Raw genomic sequence first — 13,015 nt, forward strand, 5'->3', positions numbered from 1 at the left:
AGTCAGATCACCCAGTCGGATGACAGGCCGGCGATGGCGGCCCGCAGGTCGGCGACGAGCGCCTGCGCCTGCGGAGTGCCGAGGCGCGGATGCGGCAGCGTCACGGTGGTCTCGGCATGGACGCGGCCGGGCCGTGGCGACAGCATCACGATGTGGTCGGCGAGGATCACCGCCTCCTCGACGTCGTGGGTGACGAACACGATCGACATCGCGCGCTCACGATGGATGCGCAGCAGCTCGTGATGCATGGTCGTGCGGGTCTGCGCGTCGAGGCGCGAGAACGGCTCGTCCATCAGCAGGATGTCGGGCTCGGTGACGAGGCTGCGGGCGAGCGCCACGCGGCTGCGCATGCCGCCGGAGAGCTGGTGCGGATAGGCGCCGGCGAAGTCGGCGAGGCCGACGCGGGCGAGCTCGTGCTCGGCCCGGCGGCGCCGCTCGCGGCTGCCGATCGAGCCGGCTTCGAGCGCCAGCGCCACGTTGCCGAGCGCCGAGCGCCACGGCAGCAGGCGATCGTCCTGGAACATGTAGCCGAGCCGCGACCAGTCGACGGTTCCGCTGGTCTCGTGGCCGAGCACCAGCACCCGGCCCTCGTCGGGCGTCAGCAGGCCCGCCGCCATGTTGAGCAGCGTCGACTTGCCGGAGCCGGACGGCCCGAGGATCGACACCACGCTGCCGGCCGGCACGTCGAAGGAGACGTCGCGCAGCACCTCGAGCGAGGTGCCGTCGGCGCGGCCGAAGCGCTTGCCGACATGGCGAAACGCCAGGGCGTGGCGGTGGTCGGGGGGTGCGTGAGAGCTGGTCGTTGGTGTTGCGTGGGGCGTGGCGTCCATCGGCCGGTGGGGGTTCGGGGGTCGGACGCGCTCGGGCCGCGTCGCTCTGGCTCTCAAGTTCAGCAAAATCCTCCCCCGTGCAAGCGGGAACGACGTCCGCCGGTAGCGTGTTCCGCCTCGACGCCGCCCGGTCCTCGTATATAAGGCGCCCTCGCGGCTGCGGGCATCAACCGACGCGCGAAGCGCAAGAAAGCGACAGCGGCCACAGGATCGAGGAAGCTCATGAACGAATGCGTGCGTCGGCTGCCCGGAGCAGAGGAGATTTTTCTCGATCACGTCGGCCATTTCGTCGCCGACCGCGAGGCCGCGGCGGCGGCCCTCGCGCGGGCCGGGTTCGCCCCGACGCCGCCCTCCGTGCAGGTCAATCCGACGCCCGACGGCACGATGACACCGGCCGGCACCGGCAATGTCACCGCGATGCTGGACCGCGGCTATGTCGAGGTGCTGTTCAAGACCGCCGACACGCCGCTCGGCCGCCAGCTCGACACGGCGCTCGGCCGCCATGCCGGTGTCCATCTGGTCGCTTTCGCGGTGGCCGATGCGGCCGCCCATCACGCCCGCATGGCGGCCGAGGGCTTGCCGATGCAGCCGCTGGTGTCGATGCAGCGGCCGGTCGACACCGAGGCGGGACCGGATGTCGCCGCCTTCACGGTGGCGCGGCTGTCGCCCGGCGTGATGCCGGAGGGGCGCATCCAGCTCCTCACCCACCGCACCGAGCACACCGTGTGGCAGCCGCGTTGGCTGCGCCAGCCGAACGGCGCGCTCGCGCTGCTGGACGCGGTGATCGCGGTCGGCGATGTCGGCGAGGCGGCGGCGCGCTTCTCTCGCGTGCTCGCCCGTCCGGCCCACGCCGCCGAGGGACGCGCCTCGCTGGTGCTCGACCGTGGCCGCGTCGAGCTTGCGACGCCCGACACCGTCTCGGCCTGGCTGGGACTGGTGCCGCCGGGCCTGCCCTTCATCGGTGCCTATGCGATCGCAGTCGCCTCGCTGGGGGCGCTGCGGGGCCGGCTGGCGAGCGCCGGCATCGCCTTCACGGTGCGCGACGGCGCCGTGATCGCACCGTTTCCGGACGAGCTGGGGCAGGGCGCCTGGGTGTTCGTCGAGGACGCGGCGGCGCTGCCCTGGCGGCGTTGAGGCCGGGGGGAGGGGGCGGAAACTCACCGTGTCGTCGCTCGTTGAGCCTTCAGTCGGGAGATGCCGACGCGGAGGTGAGATAATGCGGCGCCGCTCGATCTGGACCCGATACGGTTTCGCCTGGGTGACCGGCGGGCTGTTCCTGATCACCTTGTCGGGGCACTGGCTGTTCGGCTGGTACGCCTATGTGGGCGAGCAGGCGCTGCATGGCCGGCCACCCGAAGTCGGCGACTACACCATCATGATGCTGCGCGACACGCTGGAGAACTGGCAATCGGAGTTCCTCCAGCTCCTATGGCAGGTCGCCGGACTTGCGCTTCTTCTGCATGTCGGCTCGCCGCAGTCCAAGGAGGGCGATGACCGGATGGAAGCGAAGATCGATGCCATCCTGCTGGCGGTCGACCGCCAGCAGGGCGAGAAGCTCCTGGAGGAGATCGACGCCGACTACGAGGGCCGCCACACCGATCCGCGGGTGGTCCGGATGATCGAGGCCGAGACGCGCGGAGCGTCGGCACGCGACGCTGCGCCTCGGTCCTGACGCGCTCGGCTGCGGGCCTCAGCGCGGTCCGGCCGGCCGGGCCGGGTCGCGCACGGGCGCATCGCGCGGATCGTCGCGGTTCGGCCGGTCACGACCGGCCCAGCGTTCGTCGCGATCGTCACGATCGTGATCGAAGTCGCGGCCGGGCGAGCGACCGGAGCGGAGCGGGGTGCCGGCTGTGCCCCCCATGAAGACGAAGCCCGCGGACGGGACGAGGATCAGAAAGAGGGCGAGGATCACTCCGAAGTTCTCGACCATGGCGGGCCTCCGATCGGTTGTGGGAGTCGTTCGAACAACCGCGCCGGCGCGGCGCTGTTCCACACGCGCGGTCGTGCGTCCGCGCGTTCCCGGACCGCGTGCGTCGCGACGGCGACACGAGCCTCTGCGCCAGCCTTTGCGGCAGCCCTCGCGGCGATCCCGCGCCGAGGCCGGGCGCCCTGCGAAATCAAAGCCATAGCGTTAAGCGCGCGTTAAATGCGCCCGGCTAGGCTGGGCCGATCCCGAGTGCAGTCGTGGCGCGTTCGCGCGGGACCCGTGATGTCGATGTCAGTTGCGTTGCGCGCGTTCCCCGGCCGGCCGGCATCGGCGCGGCCGAGGCTGCGGCGTGCCGGTGCGTCCTGGTTGGTGCGGGGCGCGGCGGCGCTGCTCGTCCTCGTGGCGGTCGGGCTCGTCGGGTTCACGAGCCCGGCGGCCGCGCGGGCCAAGGCCGAGCTGTCGGTGGTCACCAGCGAGGGGTTCGGCCGCCTCGTCATCCTGTTCGACGAGGACGTCGAAGCCAAGGTGCGGTCGGCCAACGGCATCGTGGTGGTCAGCTTCGACCGGCCGGTGGATATCGCGGTCGACCGTCTGTCGAGCCAGGCGTCCGGCTATGTGGCGGCGGCCCGTCGCGATCCCGACGGCAAGGGGGTGCGCATCGCCCTCGCCAGCAAGCTGCGCGTCAATTCGCTGACCGCCGGCGAGCGTCTCTATGTCGATCTCCTGCCCGACACCTGGACCGGGGCGCCCCCCGGCCTGCCCCAGGAGGTGGTGGAGGACCTGGCCCGGCGTGCCCGCGAGGCGGAGAAGAAGGTCCGCCAGCAGCAGCAGATCGCCCGCCAACGGCAGATGCCGCTGACGCGGGTGCGGGTGTCGAACCAGCCGACCTTCTCGCGCTACGTCTTCGATCTGCCGGACCTGATTCCGGTCGCCACTGCGCGCGAGAAGGACTCGATGACGGTCACCTTCGACGCGCCGCTGAAGTTCGATCTCGCCGACGCCAAGGGCGCACCGCCCCCGATGATGGCCGGGATCGAGACCGAGATCCGCGACAACATCACGGTCGTGCGGTTCAGCTTCATCGGCAATGTCGATGTCCGCACGTTCCGCGAGGACGCGAGCTTCGTGGTGGATGTCGGCGCCGTCGAAGCCGGCAAGCGGCGCGCCGAGAGCGATCCCACCGGCCTCGCCGCCCTGCTGGCCGAAGGGCGCGACCGCCGCCGGCCGGCGCCGCCGAGCGTCGATCCGCCGCAGACCGTGCCGGCACCCGGCCCGGCGACACCCGCCCCGGCAGCGGCTGCTGCGGCTCAGGTGCCGCCTCAGACGGCGCCCGTGCCGCCGGCGACCCGGCCGGCTCCTGCTCCTGCTCCTGCTCCTGCTCCTGCGCCGGCGCCGCTCGCCGCGCCGGTGACACCTCCGCCCCCCGTCGCGCCGGCTCCGGCAGTGGCTCCGGTTCCGGCTTCGGCGCCGCCTCCGCCCCAGCCGGCCGTGGCGGCCGCTCCGCCGCCTCCGCCGGTCATGCCTCCGCCGGACGCACCGCCCGCCGCCGTCTCACCGGCCGCCGCCGTCTCACCGGCCGCCGCCGTCTCACCGGCCGCGCCGCCGCCCGCGGCCCCTGTGCCTGCTCCTGCGCCGGCCGCGGCCGAGCCGCTCCGCGCCGCCGGGGCGACGCCGCTCGTGCCGGCCGATCCCACCGGCGCCGTCACGGTCGAGGTCACGCGCCAGTCCGACACGCTCAGCCTCGGCTTCCCGTTTGCGGTGGAGACGCCGGTCGCCGTGTTCATGCGGGCCGATTCGCTGTGGGCCGTGTTCGACACCCGCGCCCGCCTCGACATCGGCGCGATCACCCGTGACCGCAGCGGCGCCGTCCGCACCGCCACCGTGATGCCGCTGCGTGACGGCCAGGCGCTGCGCCTCAAGCTGGAGCGGCCGCGCCTCGCGACCGTCCGGATCGAGGGCTCGATCGTCACCATCCTGATCGGCGATCAGGTGATGGAGCCGCCGCGTCCGCTCGGCGTCGTCCGCAATCCGCCGAGCCAGAGCCGGGCGACCGCCGCGGTTCCGTTCGGCGATCCGCGCACCATCCACCGGCTCACCGATCCCGAGGCCGGCGACGAGCTCATGGTGGTGACCGGGCTCGGCCCGCCGCGCGGCTTTCTCCAGGGGCAGGACTTCGTCGAGTTCAGCGCGCTGCCGTCGGCCCATGGCGTGGTGGTGCAGCCGCTCGCCGACGACCTGACGGTCGAGCTCGGGACCGATCGCGTCACCATCGGCCGTCCGGGCGGGCTCGCGGTGTCGTCGAGCGACGCCGCCGGCCGGCGCTCCGGCCTGTTTCGCCCCGCCGTGTTCGACCCGCAGCTATGGGGCTTCGACCGCGAGGCCAATTTCGAAGAGCGCCGGCGCAGCCTGATCGACGGCGCCGCCGAGGCGCTGGAGACCCGCCGCACCGGCGCCCGCATGGACCTCGCCCGCTTCTATCTGGCGCGGGAGATGTATCCCGAGGCCAAGGGGGTGCTCGACGTGGCGATCGGCGACGAGAAGCCGGGGGCCGACGATCCCGCCGGGCTGCTGATGCGGGCGCTCGCCAGCATCATGCTGGGGCGCGTGCCGGATGCCCTCAAGGATCTGTCGCATCCGGTCGTCGTCGGCCATCCGGACGCCCAGATCTGGCGCGGCATGGCGATGGCGCGGCAAGGCAACTGGGCCGACGCCTACGACAAGTTCCGCAATGCCGAGGCGAGCGTCGCGCCGCTGCCGATCCAGCTCCAGCGGATGATCCTCAAGGAGGCGGTACGGGCCGGCATCGAGGTGAAGGACTTCGCCGGCGCCGCCCGCACGCTGCACGCCTTCGAGACCCTCGGCATCGACAAGGATATGGAAGGGGCGATCGCGGTGCTGGCCGGGCAGGTGGCGGAAGGGCTCGGCCGCAGCGGCGACGCGCTCACCGACTACCGGCTGGCGGTCGGCTCGGGCAGCGGGCCGGCGGCCGCCCAGGGCCGGCTGCGCGAGACGGTGCTGCGCTATCATCTCGGCGACCTCAAGCGCTCCGAGGTGATCGCCGATCTCGAGGAGCTGACCACCATCTGGCGCGGCGACGAGACCGAGACCGAGGCGCTCCAGCTCCTCGCCCGCCTCTACACCCAGGAGGCGCGCTATCGCGACGCCTTCCACGTGATGCGCACCGCCCTGATGGCGCATCCGAACTCCGACCACACCCGGCGCATCCAGGAGGAGGCGGCCGCCACCTTCGATACGCTGTTCCTGGCCGGCAAAGGCGACGCCATGCCGGCCGTCGATGCGCTCGGCCTGTTCTACGACTTCCGCGAGCTGACCCCGATCGGCCGTCGCGGTGACGAGATGATCCGGCGGCTCGCCGACCGGCTGGTCTCGGTCGACCTGCTCGACCAGGCGGCCGAGCTGTTGCAGCACCAGGTCGACCACCGGCTCCAGGGAGCGGGGCGCGCCCAGGTGGCGACCCGGCTCGCGATCGTCTACCTGATGAACCGCAAGCCGGACCGCGCCCTCGCCACCCTGCGCTCGACCCAGAGCACCAACCTCGCCACCGAGCTGCGCAATCAGCGGCTGCTGATCGAGGGCCGGGCGCTGTCGGACATCGGCCGGCCCGACCTCGCCCTCGAGGTGATCGGCAACCTGGAGGGCCGCGAGGCGATCCGGCTGCGCAGCGACATCCTGTGGGGCGCCAAGCGGTGGCAGCAGGCGGCCGAGCAGATCGAGCTGATGTATGGCGACCGCTGGCGCGACTGGCAGCCGCTGAGCGAGCCGGAGCGCGACGACCTGCTGCGCGCCGCGGTCGGCTACGCGATCGCCGGCGACGCCATCGGGCTCGGTCGCTTCCGCGAGAAGTACGTGGCCAAGATGGCTGACGGGCCGACCCGGCGCGCCTTCGACGTGGCCACTGCGCCGAGCCCGACCAACACCGGCGAGTTCGCCGGCATCGCCCGCATGGTGGCGGCGACCGACACCCTGGACAGCTTCCTGCGCGACATGCGGATGCGCTATCCCGAGACCGGCTCGTTCAGCCACGACGTGCCGCTGCCGCCCGGCAACCAGACCCGCGCGCCGCTCGCCGACCCGATCCCCACCGCGGCACTGCGGCCGCGACCGGCCACCGCCAAGGCGACGCGCTGAGCCGCCGCCGAGCTGGCCCGCCGCGGTCTTACGAGATCCGGCTGATTCATTCGGCGGTCATTCCGGAAGCCGCGAAGCGGCGGTCCGGAATCCAGCCGAGAGTCAAAAGCTTGCGGTAGATGACGTGTGTCGCTGGGTTCCGGGTTCGCGACGGAGCCTGCGCCCGGACGGCGCGAAACGCCGATCCGGGTGCCGCGCCCCGGAACGACGGCGAGCTGATCACCCGGAAACGGTATCAGATCGGGCCGTAGCTCTGCACCAGGCTGCCCGCGACCAGATTCCAGCCGTCCACCAGCACGAAGAAGATCAGCTTGAACGGCAGCGAGATGACGGCCGGCGGCAGCATCATCATGCCCATCGACATCAGTACCGAGGCGACCACGAGGTCGATGATCAGGAACGGCAGGAACAGGAGAAAGCCGATCTCGAAGGCCCGCTTCAGCTCGGAGATCATGAAGGCCGGCACCAGGATGCGCAGCGACAGCTCCTCGGGGGTGGCGGGCGCCTGCTGGCGGGCCATGTCGACGAACAGCTTGAGGTCCTTCTCGCGGACGTTCTTGAGCATGAAGGCGCGGAACGGCTCGCTCGACCGCTCAAACGCCTGCTCGGGGGTGATCTCGTTGTTGACGAGCGGCCGCACGCCGACGTCCCAGGCCCGTTCGAAGGCCGGCCCCATCACGAACGCGGTGAGGAACAGGGCGAGCGAGATGATCACAGTGTTGGGGGGCGCCGTCGCGGTGCCGAGCGCGGTGCGCAGGAGCGACAGCACCACCACGATGCGGGTGAACGACGTCACCATCACCAGGATGGACGGCGCCAGCGACAGCACCGTCAGCAGCGCGATGAGCTGAATCACCCGCTCGGTGAGGCCGCCGCCCTGGCCGCCGAGATTGATGTTGATGTCCTGGGCGGCCGCCGGCCCGGCCGTCAGCACGGCAGCCGTCAGCAAGACAGCCACCAAGGTAGCGGCCACGGCGGTGGTCACCACGGCCTTTGTCGCTACCTCGGCCGCCACCGTCGCCAGACGAACGCGGCGGCCGTCCTGCGTGCGCGTCACGGCTTCCCGGGGGCCCGCCCGAGCAGGTTCGCCATCTCCTCCTCGAGGCTCTCGTAGGGGGTCTTGGCGGGCTTGGCGTCGGCCGGCTTGGTTTCGGTCGAGCTGGTCTCGGCGTGCTCGCCCGGGCGCTCGTCGACCGGCCGCGGCTCGACAGGGGCCGGCTGTCCGGCCGCCTCGGTGGCCGGCGGCGTCGGAGCGGCGGCATGATCGGGCTCGGCCGGGGCCGCGACGGGCGGGATCGCGGCGTGCGGGGCCGGCTCGGGCGACAGCGGCCGCGGGGCGATCGGGGTGCCGCGGCCGATCGGCGCGCCGCCGCGCGGCTCGAGCGAGCTGCGCAGCGACGGCCGAGCCCGCGGGGCCGGCGGCACGAGGGGAGCCGGCTCCGGGGCGGCCGGCGTCGGCGATTCGGTGGTCGGCGATCGGCGCAGCGCGGCTTCGAGCTGCTCGGCCATGGCGGCGAGCTGGCGGTCGCTCGACTCCTCGGATGGGCTCGCGATCGGCGCGGTCGGGATCGGCGGCGCGCGCCGCGGCTCCAGCGGCCGCCGCAGGTCGGTGGCGGGCCGGCGCGGCTCGGGAATGCGTGGCTCGGACATCCGCGGCTCCGGGATGCGCGCCTCCGGCGCACGCGGCTCCGACATCCGGGGCTCCGACATCCGCGGTTCGGGGATGCGCGGCTCGGGGATACGCGGCTCCGGCATCCGCGGCTCGGGAATCCGTGGCTCGGATACCCGCGGCTCCACCAGGCGCGGATCGACGATCGGGGGCGGAGCACTGCGGGCGAACTCGGCCGCCAGGCCGGCGAGACGGTCGGCGGTATGGGGGCGGGGGCCCGGCTCCGGCTGGAGCGGCAGGTCCTCGGCGACCGGCGGCATCGGCATCATGGGGCGCTCGCCGCCGCGGCCACGCGGCGGCTCCGGCGGCGTCGACCACAGGCCATTGTCGGCCGGCCGGCCGGTCGGTTCCAGGCGCGGCGCCGGCGCCTCGCGCATCGGCGCGGCCGGCTGGCCGCGCACGATGTTGGCCTCGACCACCACGTCGGTGGGGCCGCCCAGCATGATCAGGTGCTCGACATTGTCACGCCGCACCAGCACCAGCCGGCGCCGGCTGTCGACCGCCGTCGCCTCGATGACGCCGAGCCGCGCCTGCCGGCCGCGGGCCGCCGCCGCACCGAGCGCACCGGAGCCGAATCGCCGCACCAGCCACGCCACGCCGCCGATCAGCGCCAGAACGATCACGAAGGCGATGAAGAATTTCGCGGGAAGCGGCATCTCGCCGACCATGGCCATTCATCCTTTCTCCGCTCCTGCCGCGTGAGCCGAGCCGATTCGTCGAAGGGTTAACGGGACGGGCAAAATCTGCCTCCCGCGCGTTGACGGTTTCTTAACACGAAAGGCAAGCGACGCCCACAACATACGGCAACCCGGCGGTTTTCCGGAAGCGGCAAGACCGTGGCGCCGGGATGGCGCCGGTGCGGTTAACGCGCCGTTAACCATGCGCTCGGCAATCTTTGCCGGGCGGCACCCGAAGGTGGCGCGCCCGAGGCGGACGACCACGATGGCGATCTCCGACATTCCGATCTTCTCGATGCTGCGGACCCGGATGCAGTGGCATCAGGAGCGCCAGCGGCTGCTCGCCGAGAACGTCTCCAATGCGGACACGCCCGGCTTCCGGCCGACCGACCTGGCCCCGCCGTCCTACGAGCGGGCCGGGGGGACTGCTCCGGTGACGCTCGCCCGCACCGATGCGGCCCACATGGCCGGCCTCGGCGGTGGCCAGCAGTTCCGTGGCCGCGGCGAGCAGTTCGCCGTCCGCCCGGCCGGCAATGCGGTCCACCTCGAGGACGAGATGCTCAAGGTGGCCAACAACCAGATGGACTACCAGGCTGCGACGCAGCTCTACGCACGCAGCCTGGCCTTGATCAAGACCGCGATCGGCAAGTGATCCGGTCGAATGATCCGGTGCCGAGTGACCCGACCGAGGTGACGCCATGGATTTCGTGAAATCGCTCGCGATCGCCGCCTCCGGGTTGCGGGCCCAGGCCGGCCGGATGCGGGTGCTCTCCGAGAACATCGCCAATGCCGAGTCGACCGCGCCCCGCGCCGGCGTCGATCCCTACCGCCGGCGGGTGCCGACCTTCCGGTCCGAGCTCGATCGCAGCCTGGAGGCGCGCGTCGTCACCATGGGGCCGGTGCGGACCGATTCGAGCGACTTCCGCACCAAGTACGAGCCCGGCCACCCGTCCGCCGACCCGGCCGGCAACGTCCGCTACCCGAACGTCAACTCGCTGATCGAGATGACCGACCTGCGCGAGGCCCAGCGCTCCTACGAGGCCAACGTCAACGTCATCGGGGCGACGCGCCGGATGATCCAGCGCACCCTCGACATCCTGCGCGCCTGATCCGAGGAGGACACGCCATGGCCATTCCGGGGATCGCCGCCAACGCCTACGCGGCCACCGCCCGCCTCGTAACGCCGGGGGCCGGCATCGACCGCACCGTCGGCGACGCCGCCGCCGGCAAGAGCGGCGATTTCGGCGCCATGCTGCGCGACGTCGTCAACGACGTCGCGGCGGCCGGCCGCCGGTCCGACTCCCAGAGCCAGGCGATGGTGGCCGGCAAGGCCAACATCGTCGACGTGGTCACCGCCGTGGCCGAGACCGAGACCGCCATCCAGAGCCTCGTCTCCGTGCGCGACAAGGTGATCCAGGCTTACGAAGAGATCATGCGGATGACCATCTGACCGCGTCGGCCGCGGCGATCGGGCCGTCCGATCGCCGCCGCCGTGGGGCAGGGGACCGCGAGGGACTACACGCAGATGACCGGGCCGGAAGTCCTCGACGTCGCACGCGACGCCATCATGACGCTCGTGCTGGTGTCGAGCCCGCTGATGCTGGTCGGCCTGGTGGTCGGCGTGGCGATCTCGCTGATCCAGGCGCTCACCCAAATCCAGGAGATGACTCTGGTGTTCGTGCCGAAGATCATCGCCATCTTCCTGGCGATGATTCTCGCCCTGCCGCTGATGGGCGATCTCCTCGCCGGCCACATGATGCGGATCGCCGCCAAGATCACCGGCGGCTGAGCCGGCCGGAGGCGCGCATGCGCATCGACCTGTCCTTCCTGCCGCCGCTCGCCGTCGCCTTCATGCTGATGTTCGCCCGCACCGGAACCATGGTGATGCTGCTGCCGGGTCTCGGCGAGCGCAGCGTGCCGGTGCGGATGCGGCTCACCGCCGCGCTGCTTCTGTGCGCCCTGGTGCTGCCGCTGCACCGCGACGCCTACCAGGTTAATCTCGGCAGCTTCGGCCCGGTGATCGGCCTGCTGCTCGGCGAGATCCTGATCGGCGTCATGCTCGGGCTGACGGCGCGGCTGTGCCTGTCGGCCCTCCAGGTCACCGGCTCGATCGTCGCCCAGCAGCTCGGCTTCGGCTTCGTCACCACCATCGATCCGACCCAGGGCCAGCAGGGCGTGATCGTCGCCAACTTCCTCACGCTCCTCGGCGTCGTGCTGATCTTCGCCACCGACCTGCACCATCTCGCCATCGCGGCGCTCGGCGACAGCTACGTGCTGTTCCGTCCCGGCGAATTGCCGGCGACCGGCGACATGGCGGCCTTGATCACCCGGCTGATCGCCGGCGCCTTCTCGATCGGGGTGCAGATCTCGGCCCCGTTCCTGGTGTTCGGCCTCCTGTTCAATGTCGGGCTCGGGGTGCTGTCGCGGCTGATGCCGCAGATGCAGGTGTTCTTCGTGGCGATGCCGCTGTCGATCTTCGCCGGCCTGATGATCTTCGTGGTCGTCGTCGGTGCCATGATGGCGACCTTCCTCGGCTATTTCGAAGGCGTGATGCATCTCATCGCGCCGCGTGCCTGATCGCGGAGCGGGCGCGCCATGGCCGAGGAACAGGACCAATCCGAGAAGACAGAGGACCCGACACAGCGAAGGCTGGATCAGGCCCTCGAGCACGGCGACGTCGTCAAGAGCCAGGAGGTCTCGACCTGGTTCGTGATCGGCGCCGCGACGCTGGCGCTGTCGGTGTTCGGCGGCTCGGCGAGCGCCTCGCTCACCACCACCATGCGGGGGTTGCTCGCCCAATCGTGGCAGATACCGGTGGACGGCCGCGCGCTGGTGCGGCTGACCGAGCAATTGAGCCTCGAGGTGCTCGCCGCGGTGGCGATCCCGTTCCTGCTGCTGTTCCTGGCCGGGCTCGCCGGCAACGTCATCCAGCACCGGCTGGTGTGGTCGACCGAGAGCCTGTCGCCGAAGCTGTCCAAGATCTCGCCCGCGGCCGGCTTCAAGCGCCTGTTCTCGAAGCAGTCGCTCGCCAACTTCATCAAGGGAATCCTCAAGCTCGCGCTGGTCGGCACGGCCGTCTCGATGCTCCTCTGGCCGGAGCGCGACCGCCTGGAGGCGCTGGTGTCGACCGATCCGGCCGCCGTGCTGCCGGTGTCGCTCGCTCTCACGCTCAAGCTGCTCGGCGTCGTCATCGCCATCCTCACGGTGGTGGCGGCGGCCGACTACCTGTTCCAGTACCGCCAGTGGTACGAGCGGCAGAAGATGTCGCTCAAGGAGATCAAGGACGAGTTCAAGGAGACCGAGGGCGACCCCAAGATCAAGGCGCGCATCCGCCAGCTCCGCCAGAGCCGCGTCCGCAAGCGCATGATGGCGGCGGTGCCGGGCGCCACCGTGGTGATCACCAACCCGACCCACTACGCGGTCGCCCTCAAGTACGAGGGCGGCATGAACGCCCCCCTGTGCGTTGCCAAGGGCGCCGACCGCATCGCCCTGAAGATCCGCGAGGTCGCCGCCGAGGCCGGCGTCCCGGTGGTGGAGAACCCGCCGCTCGCCCGCACCCTCTACGCCACCGTCGACATCGATCAGGAGATCCCGCCCGAGCACTACAAGGCGGTCGCCGAGGTGGTGGGCTACGTCATGCGGCTCAAGAGGGCGTGGTCGTGATCCTCCGACTGTTGCGCCGCACTGCGGCATTCGCCGGCCTGCCGGCCCCCTCCCTTGTGAGGAATCGGGGACTCGGGCACAGATTGATTCGCAAGGTCGG

At 71.5% G+C, this 13,015-nt stretch carries 13 protein-coding genes; 9 read left to right on the top strand and 4 right to left on the bottom strand.

What is annotated here, in order from left to right; translation table 11 throughout:
- Window positions 1-2 precede the first annotated feature (2 nt).
- The gene (locus ACFQUV_RS06255) at window positions 3-830 is read right to left on the bottom strand and encodes an ABC transporter ATP-binding protein (protein ID WP_129609804.1); all 828 of its coding nucleotides are present in this window, start codon (window positions 828-830) and stop codon (window positions 3-5) included.
- A gap of 222 nt (window positions 831-1,052) precedes the next feature.
- Here ACFQUV_RS06255 and ACFQUV_RS06260 point away from each other — a divergent pair, with 222 nt between their 5' ends.
- Together ACFQUV_RS06260 and ACFQUV_RS06265 are read left to right on the top strand one after the other, a co-directional pair.
- Entirely contained in the window at window positions 1,053-1,964 is a 912-nt protein-coding gene (locus ACFQUV_RS06260) for a VOC family protein (protein WP_129609803.1), read from the top strand.
- Window positions 1,965-2,046: 82 nt separating this feature from the next.
- On the top strand, window positions 2,047-2,502 hold the full coding sequence (locus ACFQUV_RS06265) for a DUF6766 family protein (protein WP_129609801.1): 456 nt from the start codon (window positions 2,047-2,049) through the stop codon (window positions 2,500-2,502).
- A gap of 18 nt (window positions 2,503-2,520) precedes the next feature.
- On the opposite strand, the gene ACFQUV_RS06270 is transcribed toward ACFQUV_RS06265, so the two are convergent.
- The gene (locus ACFQUV_RS06270) at window positions 2,521-2,760 is read right to left on the bottom strand and encodes a hypothetical protein (RefSeq protein WP_129609799.1); all 240 of its coding nucleotides are present in this window, start codon (window positions 2,758-2,760) and stop codon (window positions 2,521-2,523) included.
- A 279-nt stretch (window positions 2,761-3,039) separates the two neighbouring features.
- On the opposite strand from ACFQUV_RS06270, the gene ACFQUV_RS06275 reads away from it, so the two are divergent.
- Complete coding sequence (locus tag ACFQUV_RS06275; protein ID WP_207211517.1) at window positions 3,040-6,906, top strand: tetratricopeptide repeat protein; 3,867 nt, start codon at window positions 3,040-3,042, stop codon at window positions 6,904-6,906.
- Window positions 6,907-7,141: 235 nt separating this feature from the next.
- On the opposite strand, the gene fliP is transcribed toward ACFQUV_RS06275, so the two are convergent.
- Window positions 7,142-7,894, bottom strand: a complete 753-nt coding sequence (gene fliP, locus ACFQUV_RS06280; protein WP_129609908.1) for a flagellar type III secretion system pore protein FliP — start codon at window positions 7,892-7,894, stop codon at window positions 7,142-7,144.
- A 65-nt stretch (window positions 7,895-7,959) separates the two neighbouring features.
- Window positions 7,960-9,249, bottom strand: a complete 1,290-nt coding sequence (locus ACFQUV_RS06285; protein WP_244601635.1) for a flagellar biosynthetic protein FliO — start codon at window positions 9,247-9,249, stop codon at window positions 7,960-7,962.
- A gap of 268 nt (window positions 9,250-9,517) precedes the next feature.
- On the opposite strand from ACFQUV_RS06285, the gene flgB reads away from it, so the two are divergent.
- From flgB to flhB, 6 genes are all read left to right on the top strand, one after another.
- On the top strand, window positions 9,518-9,904 hold the full coding sequence (flgB, locus tag ACFQUV_RS06290) for a flagellar basal body rod protein FlgB (RefSeq protein WP_111388757.1): 387 nt from the start codon (window positions 9,518-9,520) through the stop codon (window positions 9,902-9,904).
- A gap of 46 nt (window positions 9,905-9,950) precedes the next feature.
- Window positions 9,951-10,361: a flagellar basal body rod protein FlgC gene (flgC, locus tag ACFQUV_RS06295; RefSeq protein ID WP_111388758.1), complete on the top strand. Its 411-nt coding sequence runs from the start codon at window positions 9,951-9,953 to the stop codon at window positions 10,359-10,361.
- A gap of 17 nt (window positions 10,362-10,378) precedes the next feature.
- On the top strand, window positions 10,379-10,702 hold the full coding sequence (locus tag ACFQUV_RS06300; RefSeq protein WP_129609797.1) for a flagellar hook-basal body complex protein FliE: 324 nt from the start codon (window positions 10,379-10,381) through the stop codon (window positions 10,700-10,702).
- A 75-nt stretch (window positions 10,703-10,777) separates the two neighbouring features.
- Window positions 10,778-11,041 (top strand): flagellar biosynthesis protein FliQ, encoded by a 264-nt coding sequence (fliQ, locus tag ACFQUV_RS06305; RefSeq protein ID WP_129609796.1) that lies wholly within the window; start codon window positions 10,778-10,780, stop codon window positions 11,039-11,041.
- A 17-nt stretch (window positions 11,042-11,058) separates the two neighbouring features.
- Window positions 11,059-11,829 carry a flagellar biosynthetic protein FliR gene (fliR, locus tag ACFQUV_RS06310; protein ID WP_129609794.1) on the top strand — a complete coding sequence of 257 codons (771 nt, stop codon included), beginning with the start codon at window positions 11,059-11,061 and terminating at the stop codon, window positions 11,827-11,829.
- 18 nt (window positions 11,830-11,847) lie between these two features.
- Window positions 11,848-12,915, top strand: a complete 1,068-nt coding sequence (gene flhB / locus ACFQUV_RS06315; protein WP_378394390.1) for a flagellar biosynthesis protein FlhB — start codon at window positions 11,848-11,850, stop codon at window positions 12,913-12,915.
- Window positions 12,916-13,015 lie beyond the last annotated feature (100 nt).

This window comes from Rhodoplanes sp. P11, from assembly GCF_964266735.1.
Taxonomy (GTDB): domain Bacteria; phylum Pseudomonadota; class Alphaproteobacteria; order Rhizobiales; family Xanthobacteraceae; genus Rhodoplanes; species Rhodoplanes serenus.